We start from the raw sequence: 17,887 nt of genomic DNA, 5'->3' as shown, positions 1-17,887 counted from the left end.
GGCCAACCTCGCCCGAACCGGGTGAGCGCGGCACCGTCGCGACGCGCGACGCCGGCCCCCGAACCGGGGGCCGGCGTCACCGCGGCGGACAGGTCTAGTTGTTGGGGTCGTCGGCGCTGATGTCCGCGAGCACCGACTGGGGTTCCCGCTCCACCGCCAGGTCACCCATGGAGATGAGGCCGACCAGCCGGCCGTCGTCGACCACCGGGAGGCGGCGGACCGCGTACGTGCGCATCAGGTCGGCGGCGGCCACGGCGTCGTCGTTCTGGCTGACGGTCACCACGTCCTTGCTGGTGATCTGGTTGAGCCGGGTGGCGGTGGGGTCCATGTTCTCGGCCACGCCCCGTACCGCGATGTCCCGGTCCGTCACGATCCCGACCACGTTGTCGCCGTCGGTCACCACCACGTCGCCGATGGCGCTGTCGCGCATCTCCTGCGCCGCGGCGATCAGCGTGTCGTTGCCGTCCATCGTCACCAACCGGGTCGTCATGAACTCTCCGACCGTTGTCATGGTGCTCCCCTCTCGGTGTCGGCACCGCCGTCTACCCGCCGCCGCAGGCGGGGTAACGCGGGCGTCACCGCCGGTGGCGCAGGCGCCGGCGCAGGTCGTAGAAGCCGTTGCTGGACAACCCGTAGAAGAGCGGCAGCAGCAGGAGCACCACCAGCGCCGCCGGCACGCTCAGCAGCACGCCCACCAGACCGGCGATCGCGTACGCGAGGACGCCGAGCAGCGCCCGGACGCGTTCGGCCTCGAAGAACCGGGCGGGGACGTGCGGCTCCAGCAGCTCCCGGTGTCGGCTCAGGTAGTGGTAGAGCCACAACCAGGTGATCGACAGGATCACGCCGACCAGCGCGTACGCGGACACCGCGACCCGCTCGTCGAAGACGTCGCCCTCCTCCACGGCCCGGGAGACGAGCGCGGTGACGAACGGCAGCAGCGCCACGCTGAACAGCACGCCGAGGTTCGCCCAGTGCAGTCCCCGGTCGGCGCAGCGGACCCGGTGGAACGTCCCCTTGTGGTTCAGCCAGTTGACCGCCACGTACAGGTAGGACGTGACGTAGGCGAGGTAGACCGGCCACTGGTCGAGCAGCGCGCGCAGCATCCCGCCCGGCGCCGTCTCGGGCACCCGCAGGTCCAGCACCAGCAGCGTGATGACGATGGCGAAGACCGCGTCGCTGAACCCGATCGCCCGGCCGGTGTCCGGGAGGATCCCGGCGTCACCGGTGTCTCCTTCGGCCGTCATCGGCACCCCCGCCCTGCCGGCGCGGGGCGGCCGGCGACGCGGGTGCATACCCGCTGCGGGGGCGTCCGTGCCGGGTGGTCCGGCACGGACGCCCGCGGGGTCAGCGCTCGGCGGCGACCAGCTCGGCGAGCTGCACGGCGTTCAGCGCCGCGCCCTTGCGCAGGTTGTCGTTGGCGCAGAACAGCGCGAGCCCGTGCTCGACTGTCTCGTCGGCCCGGATCCGGCCGACGTACGTCGGGTCCTGGCCGGCCGCCTCCAGCGGCGTCGGCACGTCGCGCAGCGCCACGCCGGGCGCGCCGTCGAGCAGCTCGCGGGCCCGGGCCGGGTCGATCGGCCGGGCGAACCGGGCGTTGATCTGCAACGAGTGGCCGGTGAAGACCGGCACCCGCACGCACGTGCCGGAGACCTTCAGGCCGGGGATCTCCAGGATCTTGCGGCTCTCGTTGCGCAGCTTCTGCTCCTCGTCGGTCTCGTCGGAGCCGTCGTCGACGATCGAGCCGGCGAGCGGGAGCACGTTGAAGGCGATCGGGCGGGCGAACGAGCGCGGCGCCGGGAACTCCACCGCCCCGCCGTCGAAGGCGAGCCCGGCGGCGTCCTCGGCCACCTTGCGGACCTGCTCGTCCAGTTCCGCCACCCCGGCCAGCCCGGCGCCGGAGACCGCCTGGTAGGTGGCGACGACGAGGCTGACCAGCCCGGCCTCGTCGTGCAGCGGGCGCAGCACCGGCATGGCGGCCATCGTGGTGCAGTTCGGGTTGGCCACGATGCCCTTCGGGCGGTCCGCGATCGCGTGCGGGTTGACCTCGGCCACCACCAGCGGCACCTGCGGGTCCATCCGGAACGCCGAGGAGTTGTCGATCACCACGGCGCCGGCCTCGGCGACCCGGGGAGCCAGCTCCTTCGCGGTGCCCTTGCCCGCCGAGAAGAGCACGATGTCCAGGCCGCGGTAGTCCGCGCTGGCAGCGTCCTCCACGGTGACCTCGCCGTCGCGCCAGGGCAGCGTGCGCCCGGCCGACCGGGCCGAGGCGAACAGGCGCACCTGCTCCGCCGGGAACTCGCGCTCCGCCAGCACCTGCCGCATGACGCCACCGACCTGGCCGGTGGCTCCCACAATGCCGATCCTCATGCCCGCGAGGCTACCCAGCCGGGCGGCACGGGTGGGAAACGTTTCCCACCGCGCGGATGCGGGGCGACGGGAATCACAGGCCCGCCGCCCCGTCCGGTCACGTGTGGTCGACCACCTCGCCGAGACCGCTGGCGACCAGCTCGTCCCGGATGACCGCCGCGTCCCCCTCGATCACCATCGTCAGCGACTCGGGGTGCAGGTAGGTCGCGGCCGCGGCGGAGACGTCCTCGACTGTCGCCGCGAGCAGTTGCTCCCGCAGCCGCGCGTGGTAGTCGTCGGGCAGGTCGTGCACCACCAGCGTGCTCAGGGCCGCGGCGATGGCCCGGGGGCTCTGCAACTCGACCGAGAGCTGCCCGGCCCGCCAGGAACGCGCCACCTCCAGCTCGTCCTCGCTGACGCCGGTGAGCTGGGTACGCGAGATCTCGCCCACCGACTCGACGAGCGCCGGCGCGGTCACCGCGGTCTGCACGCCGGAGCTGACCGCGAACCGGCCGAACCGCCGGGACGAGGCGAAGTCGCCCCGGATCCCGTACGTGTAGCCGCGCACCTCGCGGATCAGGTGGTTGAGCCGGGACGTGAACGCGCCGCCGAGCACGGTGCCGGCGAGCGTCATCGGCACGTGGTCGGGGTGGGCGCGGTGCGGGGACGGATGGCCGAGCCGCAGCGTGGACTGCACCGAGCCGGGCCGGTCGACCAGGATGATCCGCCGCTGCCCGGCCAGCGGCACGTCGATCGGGCCGCCGCGTTCCACCGGGCCGCCGCCGGCGCCGGCGAACGCCGTCGCGGCGAGCGCGTCCAGGTCGATCCGCTCCAGGTCACCGGCGACGACGAGCGTGCCGGGGCGGATGAACCACTCGGAGTGGAAGACGGTGACGTCGTCCACCTCCAGCGCGGCCACGCTGTCCGGGTCGCCGTAGAGCGGGCGGCCCCACCGGTGCTGCGCGCCGAACAGCTCGGCCCGCAGCACCGCGTCGGCACGCGGGCCGGGGTTGGCCCAGTCCATCCGCAGCGCGGTGGCCTCGTCGTCGCGTACGCGCAGCACGTCGGCCGGGTCGAGCCGGGGCGTACGGACCGCCTCGGCCAGCAGCTCCACGGCGGCGGTCAGCCGGTCCACCGGCACCTGCACGCTCACCTGGAACGAGTCCCAGTCGAGCCCGGTCGCCAGCTCGGTGCCGAGCGCCTCGATGGCCAGCGCGTACGCGGTGGCGTCCCGCTGCGCGGTGCCCTCCTCCAGCGCCTTGGCCAGCACCGCGCCGAGCCCCTCCTTGCCGACCGGCTCCCGGCCCGCGCCGCCGTCGAGCAGCAGCAGCGCGACGGCGAGGTTCTGCCCGGGCAGGTGCGCGGCGACCACCTGGCCGCCGGCCGCCGTACGCCGGACCACCTGCGGGAACCGGTAGGCGCGGGCGGCGCCGGGGCCGGGACGGGTGGCGATCAGCGACATCAGTTCTCCTCGGGCAGGTAGGTCAGGATCACCCGGTCGGCGGCGCCGAGCAGCTCGGCGGCCTGCTCGGCGATCTGCTCCGCGGTCACCGCGAGCCAGGCCGGCAACCGGTCGGCCGCGCGGGCCGGGTCGCCGAACTGGGTGGCGTACCGGCCGAGCGTGTCGGCCCGCCCGTCGACAGTGGACATCTGCCGCCACCACATGGTGCTCAGCAGCGCCTTGGCGCGGTCCAGCTCGGCGGCGGTCACCGGCACTGTGGCCAGCTCGTCGACCACCTCGGCCAGCCCGTCGCGCAGCCGCTCGGCGCTCACCCCGGGGCGGGCCGTGGCGGTGGCGATCAGCGGGGCGGGCGCGTGCGCCAGGTCCACCCCGTACGCGCCGACCAGGTCCGGCTGGGCGATCCGCTCACCGTCGGCGAGCCGCTGGTAGAGGCGGCTGCCCCGGCCGCTGCCGAGCACGGTGCCCAGCACCGTCGTCACGTCGTACCCCTGGGTGCCGAACGGGTGGGTGCGGTGCGCGACGTAGACGCGGGGGGCGGGCACGTCGGCGGTGACCGTCTCCACCGCCGGGCGGCCGGTGGCCGGCACCGTGCGGCCGTCCGGCGCGGCCGGGATCTCGGCGCGCGCGGCGAGGCCGCCGAAGTACTTGTCGGCGAGCGCGAACACCTCGGCGGCGGTGGTGTCGCCGACGACGGTGAGGACGGCGTTGTTCGGCGCGTAGTAGGTGCTGTGGAACTCCTGGAAGGTGGCCAGGTCGGCGGCGTTCAGGTCGGCCATCGACCCGATCGTCGCGTGGTGGTACGGGTGGCCGGGCGGGTAGAGCAACGGCAGCAGGCGCAGCCACGCGTCGCCGTACGGCACGTTCTCGTAGCGCTGCCGCCGCTCGTTCTTCACCACCTCGCGCTGGTTGTCCAGCGTCTCCTGGGTCAGCGCCGGCACCAGACCACCCATCCGGTCGGCCTCCAGCCAGAGCGCCAGTTCCAGGTGCTCGGCCGGGACCGTCTCGAAGTAGTTGGTCCGGTCCGGGTTGGTGGTCGCGTTGAGCGAGCCGCCCGCGCCCTGGATCAGCTTCATGTGCTCGGTCTTCGCCACGTTCACCGAGCCCTCGAACATGAGGTGTTCGAAGAGGTGGGCGAAGCCGGTCTGTCCCGCCGGCTCGTGGCGTGAGCCCACGTCGTACCAGAGGTTGACCGCCACGGCCGGGGCGGTGCGGTCCTCGCTCACCACCACGCGCAGGCCGTTGTCCAGTCGGGTCGTCTCGATCGGCCAGGGGAAACCGCTGTCGGGCATGGGACGACGCTATCCGATCTCGGAGGCGGACAGGTGACACGCGCGCCGGAGCATCGTCGCCGCGCGCCGGGGTACCCGTGCGGGCATGGCCGCCACCACACCCTCCGCCGTCGAGCGCGCCGCCGCCGCGCTGGCCCGGCTCCGGCACGCCCGGCTGCTGCACCCGGCCGGGCGCACGTTCGCCGGCGAGACCCGGGTCTGGGGTACGCCGGGACCGCCGACCGGTGTGCCGCTGCTCGACCTGCCGGGCCGGTGGCCGGCCACGATCCGCCTGTCCAAGGGCGTGCCGACGCCGGGCGGCTGGCCGGACGTGCTGGGCGTGGCGGTGCGGCTGCACCGCGACCCGGAGCCGCCGGTGGACCTGCTGTGGAGTTCCAGCGGCGCCGCGCCGGTGCTGCGGAACCTGCCGCTGCCCCGGCGGCGCTTCACCGGGACGTACACGTCGATCATGCCGTTCCGGGCCGGCGGGCGGCGGCTGTTCCTGGCCGTGCTGGCCGACCCGGAGTCACCCGACCTGGGTCGCGGCCTGGCCGAGGCGGGTGCGGCGGTCGCCGCCGACGAGCCCCGGCTGGTGCTGGCCGTGGCCTCGGCGGTGGGCCGGTGGCGGCCGTTCGGCGAGGTACGCCTCGACGACGAGCGCGGCGCCGCCGAGGACGCCGCGCTCGCGTTCGACCCGATCGGCAACGTGCCGCCGGGGTTGCGCCTGACCGGCCCGCTGGCCCGGCTGCGGGACGACAGTTACCGGGGTTCCCGCCGGGCCCGGGGTGCCGCGCTCAGTCGGGCGGCTCGACGGGGGTGACGGTCTGCTCGGAGGTGCGGTGCTCCAGCACCGTGTCGGGGGCGGCGTTCTGGTCCGCCTCGCGGATGTCGGACTCGGCGAGGATCGCGTCGGCCTGCGCCTGCGCGTCGTCGCTGCCCGCCGCCGCCTCCTCCGGCAGCAGATGTGCTCGGGACTCGATCCGTTCCTGGTCACTGGGGTCGTGGCTCGTGGTCATGGCGATCACATACCCCGCGTTCCGCACTTCGGAACGACAGCGGGAATTCCGGCCCGTGTCGGGTACGCTGGCCGACGTGACGCGGTCGTATCGATGGTTTAGGCAGCCGGCTGGAGGAGCCGGTGACTCGACCATGAGCTGACGTCACCACCTCTTCGAGCCGGCCGGGCAGGGATTCTTTTCCCTGCCCTTTCGTATGCGAGCAGCCGGCTCGATCCCCCGGACCCGGCACGGGGGCACGGTCGGCGGAAGGAATCCCCACCGTGACCACGTCCCAGGACGCCCATCGGGTCATCGACCAGCGCATCGACCGTGTGGTGCCGCTGACCACCCCGGCCCTGCTGCACCACCACCTGCCGCTGGAGACCCCGCTGGCCGAGGCCGTCGTGGCGGGCCGGCGTGCCGTCGGCCGGGTGCTGGACCGCGCCGACGACCGGTTGCTCGTCGTCGTCGGCCCCTGCTCCGTGCACGACCCGGCCGCCGCCCTGGAGTACGCGGGCCGGCTGCGCGAGGCCGCCGCCCGGGTCGCCGACGACCTGCTCGTGGTGATGCGTGTCTACTTCGAGAAGCCGCGTTCGACGGTGGGCTGGAAGGGCCTGATCAACGACCCGGCGCTGGACGGCTCCGGCGACGTGAACACCGGTCTGCGTACCGCGCGGGCGCTCCTGCTCGACGTGCTGCGGCTGGGCCTGCCGGTGGGCTGCGAGTTCCTCGACCCGATCACCCCGCAGTACATCGCCGACACGGTGGCCTGGGGCGCGATCGGCGCGCGGACGGTGGAGAGCCAGGTGCACCGGCAGCTCGCCTCCGGGCTGTCCATGCCGATCGGGATGAAGAACCGCCCGGACGGCAGCATCGCCACCGCCGTGGACGCGATCCGGGCCGCGGGGGTGCCGCACGTCTTCCCCGGCATCGACGTCTCGGGCACCCCGGCGATCATGCACACCCGGGGCAACTCGGACGGGCACCTGGTGCTGCGCGGCGGGGGCGGCCGGCCCAACTACGACGCGGAGTCGGTGGCCGGGGCGCTGGAGCTGCTGCAGGCGGCGGGCCTGCCGGAGCGGGTGGTGGTCGACGCCAGCCACGCCAACAGCGGCAAGGACCACCGCAACCAGCCGCTGGTCGCCGCAGACGTGGCCGCGCAGCTCGCCGCCGGTCAGCGCGGCATCGTCGGCATCATGCTGGAGAGCTTCCTGGTGCCCGGCCGGCAGGACCTGGACCCGACCCGGGAGCTGGCGTACGGCCAGTCGGTCACCGACGCCTGCATCGGCTGGGACAGCACCGCCGAGGTGCTGGAGCACCTGGCCCAGGCCGTCCGGGCCCGCCGGGCCACGCTCCCGGCGCCGGCCTGAGCGGGGTTGGGGCGAGTTTGACCGGTTCGGTGCCGGGTAGGTGGTCGGCGTGACCGATGACGCGCCCGTGACCGAGCAGCCCGACACCAGGCCGATCGACGACCTGCTCGACGACATCTACCACGGCCAGGAGCGGATCACCCAGGCGGACATCTACCGCCGGGCGGTGGCCGCCGAACTCCCCGCGGAGCTGCTCACCCGGATCGCCGCGCTCCCCCAGGGCGAGTACGCGGCGGACGAGGCGGCCGATCTGCTGGGCGGCACGGTCGCCTGAGCCCCCGGAAGACCGAGAGGACGCGACATGACCGACCGCAACCCCGACCACGAGCACCTGGCGGCGCTCGGACAGCCCCCGGAGGGCGTCGACACGCTGCCGGAGCCGGACTTCGCCAACGAGCACGACCGCACCGCTGTGGACCGGGACGTCGTCACCGGGGAGGACGAGGACGAGCGGGAGCCGGAGGCGTCGCGCGGCTGGGCCGGCGAGGACCACGGCACCACCCCCACCTGACGGGTGGGAGACAGGGAAAGGGGGCCGGCTCGCGCCGGCCCCCTTTCCTGTGTCCACGGGTCAGGATTCGTGGCGTCCGCCCTCGGCCGCCTGCTGGGCGACCGCGTACCCCATCTGGAGGAAGTCGGAGGCGGCCACGGCGGTCAGCGCGGTGGCGACCAGCCGGGTCAGCCGGGGCGCCAGCACCAGGCCGCCGGTGAGCCCGGTGGCCACCCAGACCGCCAGGCAGAACGGGCAGCTCACCAGCTCGCCGAGCGCGTGCCGGGTCGGGCTGCCCTCGTCGCGGACCTGCTCCATCACCTCGCCGCTGCCGATCGGGTGGTCGTAGCGGGTGAACGGCGCGCGCAGCGGGCTGGTGATCGCGTCCTTGGACAGCAGCCGGCTGAGCTTGTGCGTGGCGATCGAGAGCAGCACCACGTCCGCGGGCGTGGGCCGCTCGGGCACCGGCCGGCCGGTCGCCCGGACCAGGCCGACGAGCGCGGCTGTCACACCGGCGTACGTGCCCATCGCCTTCAGGTAGCCCTCCAGCGGCCGATGCTCGTGCGGCGCGTACGCCTGGCGCAGGCGCGCCACCTTCTGCTTCAGGCCACTCCCGGTCAACCCGGCCTCCTCGTGCTCGTCGTGCGGCCGGGCTCAGCCGGCGGTCAGGTTGTCGGCCACCTCGCGGTCGAGGTTGGCCAGGATCTCGTCGGCCAGGTCGTGGTCCGGCCCGGCCAGGTCCAGCCGCACCCGGGCGCCGCCCGCGTCGGCCGGCTCCACGTCGATCTCGGCGGACCAGTCCGCGGCGCTCCACCGGGCCCGCATGTCGTCGGCGTCGACGACCTCCACCCGGCAGGCGCCGGAGCTGCGCAGTCGCTCGGGCAGCCAGGCCGACGAGCGGTCCGGGTCGGTCGCGGTGTTGAACACCACCTCCGGCGGCGCGGACATGCCGCGCTCGGCGTGGCTGGCCATCAGGCGTCCCGCAGCCGGCTCGGGTCGACCTCCCGGCCGGGGTGCCGGGCCAGGTACTCCGTCTCCAGTTCGGCGGTGCGCCGCAGGTGGTTGGCGAGCGCCGAGTCGGTGGCGTGCCGCAGCGTGTCCAGCCGGGTGCGGTGCAGGCTCTGCATCTCCCGGATCAGGTCCTCGTCGCCCAGCTCCGTGGGGTCCACCCCGAGCTGCTCGCCGTCGGCGTCGACGGTGCGGGCGTGGTCGCCGTCCCATTCCGCGACCCGCTGTTCCGGGCTCGCGTCCCGGCGTACCGATTCGGTCATCGTCGCCCCCTCGTCTCGTTCGGGTTGGCACCTGTTCGGATGCCCAGCGCGCGTGCCACCAAACCCCGCCCGTCCTACGACGCCGTGTCGGAGACGCCCCGGCGACCCCGGTACTCTCGTGGGCATGGAACGGCTCTGGACACCGGCGTGGATCGTCCGCCACGTGGCCATGGTCGTGCTGGTGGCGGGTTGCCTCGGCATGGGCTGGTGGCAGGTCACCCGCGCCGCCGGGGGGAACGCGATCAGCTTCGGTTACGCGATCGAGTGGCCGGTCTTCGCCGCCTTCGTGGTCTTCGTCTGGTGGCGTGAGGTCCGCCAGACGCTGCGCGCCGCCGACCCGGCGCCGGCGGAGGACACCGCGCCGTCGGCCGGTCCCGCGCCGTCGGTGACCGCCGGCACCCCGGCGGTACGCCGGCCGGTGCGCGTCGTGCGGGTGCCGGCCGCGCCGGCCGACGGGGCGGACGACGCCGAGCTGGCCGCGTACAACCGCTACCTATCCTGGTTGAACGCCAATCCGGGCGCCCGGCCCGGCGACTATCCCGGCTGAGGCCGGTGCGGAAGGACGGACGACGGTGGGCGGAGCCTTTACCCGGTACCGCGTGATCGCCTGGATCGTGGGCGTGGCGCTCGTGGTGCTGGTCCTGATCGGCATGCCGCTGAAGTACGGCTTCGACAACCCGAGCGTGGTGGGCGTGGTCGGCGTGGCGCACGGCTGGCTGTACATGCTCTATCTGGCGCTCACGTTCGACCTGTCGCGCCGGGCGAACTGGCCGCTGAAGCGGATGCTGCTGGTGATGCTCGCCGGCACCGTGCCGTTCGTCTCGTTCTACGCCGAGCGGCGGGTGAGCCACTGGGTGGCCGCCGAGAGCCGCCAGCGTACGCCGGAGCCGGTCGCGGGCTGACCGCCGCTCACCGGGCCGGCCGCCACGGCTCGGCCGCCGGCGGGTCGGCCCAGCCGCCCAGGCGCGCCGCCTCGCGGGCCCGCGCCAGCGCGCGGGCGACCTGGCCGAACTGCCGCTCGTCGTCGCTGCTGAACAGCAGCACCTCGGTGCCCCGCACCCGTCCCCACAGCTCGTGCGCCGGGGGCCGCACGCGGTCGCCGATCAGCACGAGCAGCAGCGGCACCACCCCGACCGCGCCGAGCATGAGGTACGCCCCGGCGGTCAGCCGGTGCAGGCCGCCGGTGAAGCCGAGCAGCAGGCCGACCGCGGCGATCATCGCGGCGGACACGGCGACGGCCCGGATCGCGAGCCGGTCGTGCGGTCCACGGTCGGTCCGGAGCTGGGTGATCTCGGCAACCGGCCAGGTGTTGCGGCCGACGGTGAAGCGCTCGGCGGTGACGACGATGCCGGGCCGGGCGTAGAGCAGCCTGGGTCCGGCCGGTCGCGGCGAGCGGGGCGGCTGGGTGGCGGAGCGGTCGGTCTGCACGGCGGCCTCCCGGGAGCAGGGATCCCGTGGTGGGATTTCCCGTCCGGGCTCCATTGTGTTGGCCTCGCGCCACCTGACCTCGGGGTTTCGGCTGTCGCAGGGTTGACCGGCCCGGCCCTGCCCGCCGGAAACAGAGAACGATTTCCGTCTTTGTCGTGACTTCGCCCGGCGTTGCCTGGCGACATCCGTCCAGAACGACGAATCGGGCGAGTCGCCTCATCCACCCACCGGATCCCCCTCATCACTTTCCGCCACTTTGCCAACTTTCGCCCCTGCTTGAACTCCCGGCTACTGCGATCACGGGTTAGGTTGTCCAGGTCGGCCCGGTCGACAGCCGCCCACCCGGACGGCCCCGGGCCGGTGTCGCCGGGTCGCGAACGCGCCCGGCGACCGGTGGGAGAGGAGCTTTCCGCTCTTGTCGTCCTTACGGATGCTGCTCCGCTCGCTGGCGGTGGCCGGCCTCTCGGCCGCACTGCTCGCCCCGGCGCAGGTGGCCCGGGCCGAGCCCACACCCGCCGAGCTGACGAAGCAGATCGAGAAGTCCTCGACTGAGCTGGAGCGAATCGTCGAGTCCTACAACAAGCTCAACGAGGACATCAAGGCCAACAAGGCCACCGCGGCCAAGTTGGAGGCCCGGATCGGGCCGCTGCAGGAACAGGCCGAACGCAGCCGCGCCGACGTGGGCGTGCTGGCCGCGACGGCGTACAAGACCGGCGGCATGCGCACCGCGGCGGCCCTGCTGGACCCGGGCGGCCAGGCCACGCTGCCGGAACGGCTGGGCACGCTCGACCAGCTCACCCGCCAGCGGCAGCGCACCATCAACAGCTTCACGGCCGACCAGCAGCGGCTGATCGACCAGAAGACCGCGCTGGACGTGACGCTCGCCCGGGAGGCGGCGCAGGCCAAGCAGCTCAAGTCCGCGAAGACGCGGATCGAGGCGGACCTGTCCGACCTCTACGAGATGCGGCGCAAGGCGTACGGGCGGGCCACCGAGGCGCCCGGCAACCCCAGTTCGGCGGGCACTCCCCCGGCCGTCTCCGGCAAGGCCGGCGTGGCCGTGCGGTACGCATACGGCGCGGTCGGCAAGCCCTACGGCTACGGCAACGACGGCCCCGGCAGCTACGACTGCTCCGGCCTGACGCTCGCCGCCTGGCGGGCGGCCGGGAAGTCGCTGCCGCACAGCGCGGCGCAACAGTGGGGCGCCACCACCCGGATCAGCCGCAGCCAGCTGCAACCGGGTGACCTGGTCTTCTACTCCGGGCTCGGGCACGTGGCGCTCTACGTCGGCAACGGCCAGATCATCGACGCGCCCAGCGCCGGGCGCAACGTCAGCAAGCGCGGCATGAACATCATGACGATCGCCGGCTACGGCCGGGTCTGAGCACCGCGAAGACGGCGAACGGCCGGCGTCCCCCTGTCGGACGCCGGCCGTTCGTCGTTCATTGTTACCAGGTCAGGCCGCCTGGAGCCCTTCCGCGCGAGCCAGCTCACGCAGCCGGCCCAGTGCCTGGATCTCCAGCTGGCGGATGCGCTCGCGGGACAGCGAGAACCGCGACGCGACCTCGGTCAGCGAGTGCTCGCGGCCGTCCTCCAGGCCGTACCGGGCCCGCATGATGCCGGCGGAACGGTCGTCGAGGTGGTTGAGCAGACCCTCGATCCGCTGCCGCTCCAGGCCGGTGAGCACGATCTCCTCCGGCGACGGCGCGTCGCTGTCGGCGACCAGGTCGCCGAGGTTGGTGTCGCCGTCGTCGCCCACCGGGGTGTCCAGCGAGACGGTGTCCTGCGACCAGCGGACCAGCTCGTTGACCCGCTCGACGGTCACGCCGAGCGCGGTCGCGATCTGCTCCGGCTCCGGGTCGCCGCCCAGCTCACGGGTGAGCTGCCGGGCCACGTTGCGCATCCGGTTGACGTCCTCGACCAGGTGCACGGGCAGCCGTACGGTCCGCTCCTGCTGGGCGATCGCCCGGCTGATCGCCTGGCGGATCCACCAGGTCGCGTAGGTGGAGAACTTGAAGCCCCGCTCGTAGTCGAACTTCTCGACCGCCCGGACCAGGCCGGTGTTGCCCTCCTGGATCAGGTCCAGCATGGGCATCCCGGAGCGCACGTAACGCCGGGCGATCGACACGACCAGCCGCAGGTTCGCGCGGATGAACAGGTCCTTCGCGCGCTCACCCTCGACGACCAGCCGCTCCAGGTCCTCCCGGTCGACGCCGTCGGGGATCCGATCCTCGTCGAGCAGGTGCTCGGCGTAGAGGCCCGCCTCGATCGCCTTGGAGAGGTCGACCTCCCGGGCGGCGTCGAGCAGCGGCGTCCGGGAGATCTCGTGCAGGTAGACGCCGACCAGGTCCCGCTCCTCGGCGACCTCGTCGGTACGCATGCCGATGTTCTTGTCCACGATTGCCACGGTCCCCTCGCTAGCGCCGGTTGCCCGGTTCCTTGCCATCCCCACGTTCATCAGCCCTCCCCGTAACCTCCGCTGTGCCCGTAGGTGCTGACACCTACACAACAGATGTGACGCGTCGGGGATTCCATGTCGTGAGTCGAAACTGTCACGAATGCCTGAGTAGTAGCTGAGAGCCCGGTCCATGTTTCCTGTTACCGGCCCGGTTCGGGCGGCTCGCGGGCGCCGTTCTCGGCGCACACCGGAGCTGCGAAATCGCCGTTCGCCCATGGAATGGCACCATTGCCTGTTCCATGAACACAGCGAGCCGCGTCACCGAGTCGTTGCGATCCTGGTCACTGCGAGATACGCGCCTGCGGACCGGTCGGTTCAGCCATGCTCAAGGATTACCCTCCGCCTCGTTGAACAATCCGTGCGGGAGGAGTCGTCCCCTCCCCGCACGTGATACGCGTCGCACCCGCCGGGCGGATGCGCCGGGCGGATGCGCCGGGCGGGTGGATCGGGCGGGACGGGACGGAACGCGGCGGGGGCCGGAACGCTCAGGAGGCGAGCAGTTCGAGCGCGCCGCGTACCTGATGGGCGGAGCGGGCCAGCGCGGCCCGGGCGGCCGGCACCTCGGCGCCGGAGACGAGCGCGACGAGCGCGGTCTTGAGGTCGCCGTCGGCCTCCCGCAGGGCGACCCGGCACACCTCCTCGGCACAGCCGGTGGCCTCCATGAGGATCGAGATCATGCGGCCGCGCAGTTTGGCGTTGGTGGCCACCATGTCGATCATCAGATTCGAGTAGACCCGGCCCAGACGCACCATCACGGCCGTGGAGAACGTGTTGAGCACCAGCTTCTGCGCCGTGCCGGCCTTCATCCGGGTCGACCCGGTGACCACCTCCGGTCCGGTGTCCACCCCGATGAAGACGTCAACCGACGCGGCGGCCTCGGCCTCCGGATTCGCGCAGAGCAGCACCGTACCGGCCCCCTGCGCCCGGGACGCGGCGAGCGCCCCGAGGACGTACGGGGTGCGCCCGCTGGCCGCCAGGCCCACCACGAGGTCGCCGGGGCGTACGCACTCGGTGGCGTCGGCGGCACCGCCGCGCTCGTCGTCCTCGGCGTCCTCGACGGCGCGCCACATGGCGTCCGGGCCGCCCGCGAGGTGCGAGCAGAACCAGTGCCGGGGCGAGTTGAACGTGGGCGCCAGCTCGGCCGCGTCCAGCACGCCGAGGCGACCGGAGGTGCCGGCGCCGAAGTAGTGCACGCGGTGCCCGTCGCGCAGCGCGGCCACGGCCAGGTCGACCGTCTCGGCGATCTCGTCCAGCACGGCGGCGACCGCGGCCGGCACCCGCCGGTCCGCCTCGTTGATGACGGTGAGCACGTCCCGGGTGGACATCAGGTCGAGGTCGACGCTGTGCGGGTTGCGCCGCTCGGTCGGCGCGCCGACGCGCACCACCGGTCGCACCGCCGCCACGCCGTCCCGCTCCACCCGACCCGCCGTCATCCCCGCCTCCGCCCGGGGCCGACCCGGTGCGACTGGACCGCCTCGGCGGTGGCCTCCAGGGCCTTCTTGGTCCGGGCCCGGCTGCGGGCGGCCACCCCGACGAAGAGGCAGTCGACCACTGTGAGCTGGGCCAGCCGGCTGGCCGTCGCGCCGGAGCGGTACGTCGTCTCCCGGGCGGCTGTGGTGAGTACGTGGTCCGCGACCTCGGTGATCGGCGAGCGCGGGAAGTTGGTCAGCGCCACGGTGGTGGCGCCGCGCGCCCGCGCCTGCTCCAGCACCTCGATGACGTCGGACGTGGTGCCGGTGTGCGAGATGCCGACGGCCACGTCGCCGCGGCCCAGCAGGGCGGCGGAGGTGAGCGCGGTGTGCACGTCCGGGAAGTAGAACGCGATGCGGCCGATGCGGTGCAGCTTCTGCTGGAAGTCGGAGGCGACGAAGCCGCTGGCGCCCGCGCCGTAGACGTCGATCCGGGCGGCCGCGCCGATCGCCTCGACCACCTGCTCGCAGACCGCCGGGTCGAGCTGCTCGGCGGTCTCCTCGACGGCCCGGGCGTCGTTGAACGCGATCGTGGCGATGATCTGGGCGAGGTCCGCGCCCGGCGGGATGTCGCCGCCGACCACTCGGGCGTCCGGCGGCTCGACCCGGCGGGCGGCCTCGGCGGCGAGCCGGATCCGCAGCTGCGGGTAGCCGTCCATGCCGACCGAGCGGCAGAAGCGGATCACCGTCGCCTCGGACGTCTCGGCGGCGGTGGCGAGGTCGGTGATCGTGCGCCGGGCCGCATCCGCCGGATCGGCGACGACCAGCCGGGCCACCCGCTGTTCGGCCGGGGACAGCGAGGGCAGCAGGCCGCTGATGTGGACGATCAGTCCACCGGTCTCGTGACTCGCAGAAATCTTCGGACTCTTCGCCACGGATGAAACTTACTTTCACGAGGCGTGAGCGTCAACCATGACACCGCGTATCGGGAAATTTACTGTCTTCCGTACCCGCCCCCGGGCCAAGGATCCCATTGTCGCAGCCCCACTGCCTCATCCGGTCCGGTCGAGTCACTCCTGCCGCCCGACGTGCCGGTCCGCCGTCGCGCGGCACGGCCTGCCTGGTCGGCCTCGGCCGGGCGGCACGGACGGCGCGTGCGGGTCACCGGTCGGTCGGCGCAGCCGTTGGCTAGCGTGTGTGTCCATGACGGAACGCACGGTACTGGTGACCGGAGGCACGGGCGGGCTCGGCGGCGCGGTCACCGCCGCCTTCCTCGACGCCGGCTGGCGGGTGGTCGTACCCCAGCGGGAGCCCGGGACGGACGACGGCCCGGTCCGGGTCGTGGCCGACCTGCTGACCGCCGACGGGGCCGCGCGGGCGGTCCAGGCGGCGACGGCCGAGCCGGCCGCGCCGCTGCGCGCGGTGGTCAACCTCGTCGGCGGGTACGCGGCCGGCGGCCTGGTGCACGAGACCCCGGTCGACGACTTCGAGCGGATGCTGCGGCTCAATCTGCGCCCGACGTACCTGGTCACCCACGCGGCGCTGCCGCACCTCATGGCGTCCGGCGACGGCGCGGTGGTCTGCGTCGCGGCCCGGGCGGCGGTCTCGCCGTTCCCCGGCGCCTCCGGCTACGTCACCGCCAAGGCCGCGGTGCGGGCGTTCGCCGAGGCGGTGGCGGTCGAGTACCGGCAGCGCGGCGTGCGGTGCAACACGGTGCTGCCGAGCGTCATCGACACCCCGGCCAACCGCGCCGCCCAGCCCGGCGCCGACCACGGGCGCTGGGTGCCGCCGGCCGAGATCGCCGAGGTGATCCGCTTCCTGGCCTCCCCCGAGTCCGCGCCGACCAGCGGCGCGAGCATCCCGGTCTACGGGCGGGCCTGAACCGGCACCGGCCCGTCCCGCCCGGCGCCACCGGCCGGGCGTCGCGGACCGGCCGGAGCCGGCCCGGCCGGGGCCGGCCCGGGACCGGCGGACGGGTCGTCGGGCAGCCACTCGCTCAGGTGCGCCCGGATCCGGCGGGCCACCTCCTCCGGCGGGCCGTTGCCGTCCACCACCACGAAGCTGCCGTACTCCGGCAGTTCCCGGTAGGCGGCGGCCGCGGCGGTCAGCCACTCCATCGTCTCGTGGTCCGTGCCGCGCCGCTCGATCCGGCGGTACGCCTCGGCGGGGTCGACGGTGAGCAGGAACGTCACCCGGGGCGCCGGGAAGATCCGGTACCCGGCCCGGGCCAGCCGCTCCCACCGCTGCCCGCCGTGCGCCCGGATGCTGGCGTACTGGCAGGCGGACCACCTGTCCATCACGGCCGTCCGGCCGGTCACCAGGCAGCTCAGCAACGCGAGCGCGATGGCCAGCCACCGCAGCACCGACTCGACCACGAGCAGGCCGTCGCGCCCGACGAGCCGCTGCGCGTCCGGACGGCCGACCCGCTGGGCGATGCGGCCGAGCCAGCGGCGGCCACCGGCGTTGCGGTGGTAGGTGGCGGGACGGCCGGCGGCGGTGAGCGCCTGGGCGAGCCGATGGGCCTGGGTGGTCTTACCTGAGCCGTCGATGCCGATCAGGGCGACGGTGCGCAGTCGGGCCCCGCCCCGCCGCGTCCGCAGTGAGCTGGCCACCCTCCCGAGGTTATCCGACCGATGCTCACCCGAGCCCGGATGTCGCTTTCCTGCCCTGACGGGCCGATCGCGCCGCAACAGGTGTGACCGGAGCGTCCGCCGGGTACGCATCGTGGTCCCACCGCAGATATGACGACGAGGGAGCCGCAGATGGCCGAGCGCGGGGACGAGACCCTGGTGCACACGCTGAAGAAGGTCGCCGCCGTGCTCAAACAGTCCGAGATCCCGTTCGCGCTCGGTGGCAGCTTCGCGGTGTACGCGCACGGCGGCCACTCCAGCGACCACGACGTGGACTTCCTGCTCCGCGAGGCGGACGTCGACCGGGCGCTGGAGGCGCTGGTCGAGGCGGGCTTCACCGCCGAGCGTCCGCCGGAGGACTGGCTGGTCAAGGTCTACGACGAGGACCGGATGGTGGACCTGATCCACCGGCCGGTGGAGACGCCGGTCACCGAGGAGACGTTCGCCGACACGATCGTGCGCCCGGTCGACGCGATCCACATGCCGGTGCTCTCGGCCAGCCAGCTCATGGTGCACAAGCTGCTGAGCTTCTCCCAGCACTACTGCGACTTCGCCCGCGCCCTGCCGCTGGCCCGTTCGCTGCGGGAACAGATCGACTGGGAACGGGTACGGAAGGAGACGCAGCACTCGCCGTACGCGGAGGCGTTCCTGGTGCTGCTCGACCGGCTGGACGTGCTGCCCGGCGGCGCGCCCGGCGGAAGGGAGACCCTGTGACCGGACTGTCCGGCGACGTTCCCCCCGACGAGTACGTCGAGGCGGA

General features: G+C 73.5%; 23 protein-coding genes. 9 read left to right on the top strand and 14 right to left on the bottom strand.

Going from position 1 to position 17,887, the window contains the following annotated elements; translation table 11 throughout:
- Positions 1 to 94: 94 nt before the first annotated feature.
- From ACN27C_RS14870 to ACN27C_RS14850, 5 genes are all read right to left on the bottom strand, one after another.
- Positions 95 to 511: a CBS domain-containing protein gene (locus tag ACN27C_RS14870; protein WP_013475429.1), complete on the bottom strand. Its 417-nt coding sequence runs from the start codon at positions 509 to 511 to the stop codon at positions 95 to 97.
- Positions 512 to 575: 64 nt separating this feature from the next.
- Complete coding sequence (locus tag ACN27C_RS14865) at positions 576 to 1,244, bottom strand: TMEM175 family protein (protein WP_047890577.1); 669 nt, start codon at positions 1,242 to 1,244, stop codon at positions 576 to 578.
- A 100-nt stretch (positions 1,245 to 1,344) separates the two neighbouring features.
- Positions 1,345 to 2,367, bottom strand: a complete 1,023-nt coding sequence (locus tag ACN27C_RS14860) for an aspartate-semialdehyde dehydrogenase (RefSeq protein ID WP_422751412.1) — start codon at positions 2,365 to 2,367, stop codon at positions 1,345 to 1,347.
- Between the two features lie 97 nt (positions 2,368 to 2,464).
- A complete protein-coding gene (locus ACN27C_RS14855; RefSeq protein WP_013475426.1) occupies positions 2,465 to 3,808 on the bottom strand; it encodes a M16 family metallopeptidase in 1,344 nt (447 codons plus the stop codon).
- A complete protein-coding gene (locus ACN27C_RS14850; protein WP_121684194.1) occupies positions 3,808 to 5,097 on the bottom strand; it encodes a M16 family metallopeptidase in 1,290 nt (429 codons plus the stop codon). Before ACN27C_RS14850 ends, ACN27C_RS14855 begins: the two co-directional genes overlap by 1 nt.
- An 85-nt stretch (positions 5,098 to 5,182) precedes the next feature.
- Between ACN27C_RS14850 and ACN27C_RS14845 the strand changes: the two genes are divergently transcribed.
- The gene (locus ACN27C_RS14845) at positions 5,183 to 5,896 is read left to right on the top strand and encodes a phosphodiesterase (protein WP_121684195.1); all 714 of its coding nucleotides are present in this window, start codon (positions 5,183 to 5,185) and stop codon (positions 5,894 to 5,896) included.
- Here the strand turns inward: ACN27C_RS14845 and ACN27C_RS14840 are convergent.
- Complete coding sequence (locus ACN27C_RS14840; protein ID WP_114921124.1) at positions 5,871 to 6,092, bottom strand: hypothetical protein; 222 nt, start codon at positions 6,090 to 6,092, stop codon at positions 5,871 to 5,873. The genes ACN27C_RS14845 and ACN27C_RS14840 overlap by 26 nt on opposite strands.
- Before the next feature lie 254 nt (positions 6,093 to 6,346).
- Here ACN27C_RS14840 and ACN27C_RS14835 point away from each other — a divergent pair, with 254 nt between their 5' ends.
- From ACN27C_RS14835 to ACN27C_RS14825, 3 genes are read left to right on the top strand one after another with little or no spacing between them, the layout of a single operon-like run.
- On the top strand, positions 6,347 to 7,444 hold the full coding sequence (locus ACN27C_RS14835) for a 3-deoxy-7-phosphoheptulonate synthase (protein ID WP_422751626.1): 1,098 nt from the start codon (positions 6,347 to 6,349) through the stop codon (positions 7,442 to 7,444).
- 40 nt (positions 7,445 to 7,484) lie between these two features.
- Entirely contained in the window at positions 7,485 to 7,718 is a 234-nt protein-coding gene (locus ACN27C_RS14830) for a hypothetical protein (RefSeq protein ID WP_421498822.1), read from the top strand.
- Positions 7,719 to 7,745: 27 nt separating this feature from the next.
- The gene (locus tag ACN27C_RS14825; RefSeq protein ID WP_030502248.1) at positions 7,746 to 7,955 is read left to right on the top strand and encodes a hypothetical protein; all 210 of its coding nucleotides are present in this window, start codon (positions 7,746 to 7,748) and stop codon (positions 7,953 to 7,955) included.
- 60 nt (positions 7,956 to 8,015) lie between these two features.
- On the opposite strand, the gene ACN27C_RS14820 is transcribed toward ACN27C_RS14825, so the two are convergent.
- Genes ACN27C_RS14820 through ACN27C_RS14810 form a run of 3 tightly spaced genes read right to left on the bottom strand, consistent with a single transcriptional unit; the run spans position 8,016 to position 9,205 of the window.
- A complete protein-coding gene (locus tag ACN27C_RS14820; RefSeq protein WP_120573497.1) occupies positions 8,016 to 8,555 on the bottom strand; it encodes a DUF1360 domain-containing protein in 540 nt (179 codons plus the stop codon).
- A gap of 33 nt (positions 8,556 to 8,588) precedes the next feature.
- Positions 8,589 to 8,906: a hypothetical protein gene (locus ACN27C_RS14815; RefSeq protein ID WP_120573496.1), complete on the bottom strand. Its 318-nt coding sequence runs from the start codon at positions 8,904 to 8,906 to the stop codon at positions 8,589 to 8,591.
- Positions 8,906 to 9,205 carry a DUF6158 family protein gene (locus tag ACN27C_RS14810; protein ID WP_047890574.1) on the bottom strand — a complete coding sequence of 100 codons (300 nt, stop codon included), beginning with the start codon at positions 9,203 to 9,205 and terminating at the stop codon, positions 8,906 to 8,908. The genes ACN27C_RS14815 and ACN27C_RS14810 overlap by 1 nt, the downstream gene beginning before the upstream one ends.
- Before the next feature lie 124 nt (positions 9,206 to 9,329).
- On the opposite strand from ACN27C_RS14810, the gene ACN27C_RS14805 reads away from it, so the two are divergent.
- Positions 9,330 to 9,752, top strand: coding sequence for a hypothetical protein (locus ACN27C_RS14805; protein ID WP_120573495.1), 423 nt, complete (start codon positions 9,330 to 9,332; stop codon positions 9,750 to 9,752).
- 25 nt (positions 9,753 to 9,777) lie between these two features.
- Complete coding sequence (locus ACN27C_RS14800; protein ID WP_120573494.1) at positions 9,778 to 10,107, top strand: DUF3817 domain-containing protein; 330 nt, start codon at positions 9,778 to 9,780, stop codon at positions 10,105 to 10,107.
- A 7-nt stretch (positions 10,108 to 10,114) separates the two neighbouring features.
- On the opposite strand, the gene ACN27C_RS14795 is transcribed toward ACN27C_RS14800, so the two are convergent.
- A complete protein-coding gene (locus ACN27C_RS14795; RefSeq protein WP_120573493.1) occupies positions 10,115 to 10,633 on the bottom strand; it encodes a DUF6232 family protein in 519 nt (172 codons plus the stop codon).
- 415 nt (positions 10,634 to 11,048) lie between these two features.
- Here ACN27C_RS14795 and ACN27C_RS14790 point away from each other — a divergent pair, with 415 nt between their 5' ends.
- Positions 11,049 to 12,014 (top strand): NlpC/P60 family protein, encoded by a 966-nt coding sequence (locus tag ACN27C_RS14790; protein ID WP_422751410.1) that lies wholly within the window; start codon positions 11,049 to 11,051, stop codon positions 12,012 to 12,014.
- A 72-nt stretch (positions 12,015 to 12,086) separates the two neighbouring features.
- Here ACN27C_RS14790 and ACN27C_RS14785 read toward each other — a convergent pair whose 3' ends face one another.
- The 3 genes from ACN27C_RS14785 to ACN27C_RS14775 form a co-directional block, all read right to left on the bottom strand.
- The gene (locus tag ACN27C_RS14785; protein ID WP_030271317.1) at positions 12,087 to 13,076 is read right to left on the bottom strand and encodes a sigma-70 family RNA polymerase sigma factor; all 990 of its coding nucleotides are present in this window, start codon (positions 13,074 to 13,076) and stop codon (positions 12,087 to 12,089) included.
- Between the two features lie 497 nt (positions 13,077 to 13,573).
- Positions 13,574 to 14,521, bottom strand: a complete 948-nt coding sequence (murQ, locus tag ACN27C_RS14780; RefSeq protein ID WP_120573491.1) for an N-acetylmuramic acid 6-phosphate etherase — start codon at positions 14,519 to 14,521, stop codon at positions 13,574 to 13,576.
- Positions 14,518 to 15,432, bottom strand: a complete 915-nt coding sequence (locus ACN27C_RS14775) for a MurR/RpiR family transcriptional regulator (protein WP_422751409.1) — start codon at positions 15,430 to 15,432, stop codon at positions 14,518 to 14,520. The genes murQ and ACN27C_RS14775 overlap by 4 nt, the downstream gene beginning before the upstream one ends.
- 268 nt (positions 15,433 to 15,700) lie before the next feature.
- Between ACN27C_RS14775 and ACN27C_RS14770 the strand changes: the two genes are divergently transcribed.
- Positions 15,701 to 16,378, top strand: coding sequence for an SDR family NAD(P)-dependent oxidoreductase (locus ACN27C_RS14770; RefSeq protein ID WP_422751408.1), 678 nt, complete (start codon positions 15,701 to 15,703; stop codon positions 16,376 to 16,378).
- On the opposite strand, the gene ACN27C_RS14765 is transcribed toward ACN27C_RS14770, so the two are convergent.
- The gene (locus tag ACN27C_RS14765; protein WP_120573488.1) at positions 16,363 to 17,109 is read right to left on the bottom strand and encodes a dTMP kinase; all 747 of its coding nucleotides are present in this window, start codon (positions 17,107 to 17,109) and stop codon (positions 16,363 to 16,365) included. The genes ACN27C_RS14770 and ACN27C_RS14765 overlap by 16 nt on opposite strands.
- 150 nt (positions 17,110 to 17,259) lie before the next feature.
- On the opposite strand from ACN27C_RS14765, the gene ACN27C_RS14760 reads away from it, so the two are divergent.
- Positions 17,260 to 17,841 carry a nucleotidyltransferase gene (locus ACN27C_RS14760; RefSeq protein ID WP_043328811.1) on the top strand — a complete coding sequence of 194 codons (582 nt, stop codon included), beginning with the start codon at positions 17,260 to 17,262 and terminating at the stop codon, positions 17,839 to 17,841.
- Positions 17,842 to 17,887 lie beyond the last annotated feature (46 nt).

The sequence above is a fragment of the Micromonospora sp. WMMD1219 genome, from assembly GCF_049315215.1.
GTDB lineage: Bacteria > Actinomycetota > Actinomycetes > Mycobacteriales > Micromonosporaceae > Micromonospora > Micromonospora tulbaghiae.
This window is presented reverse-complemented; position numbering and strand designations above follow the sequence as displayed.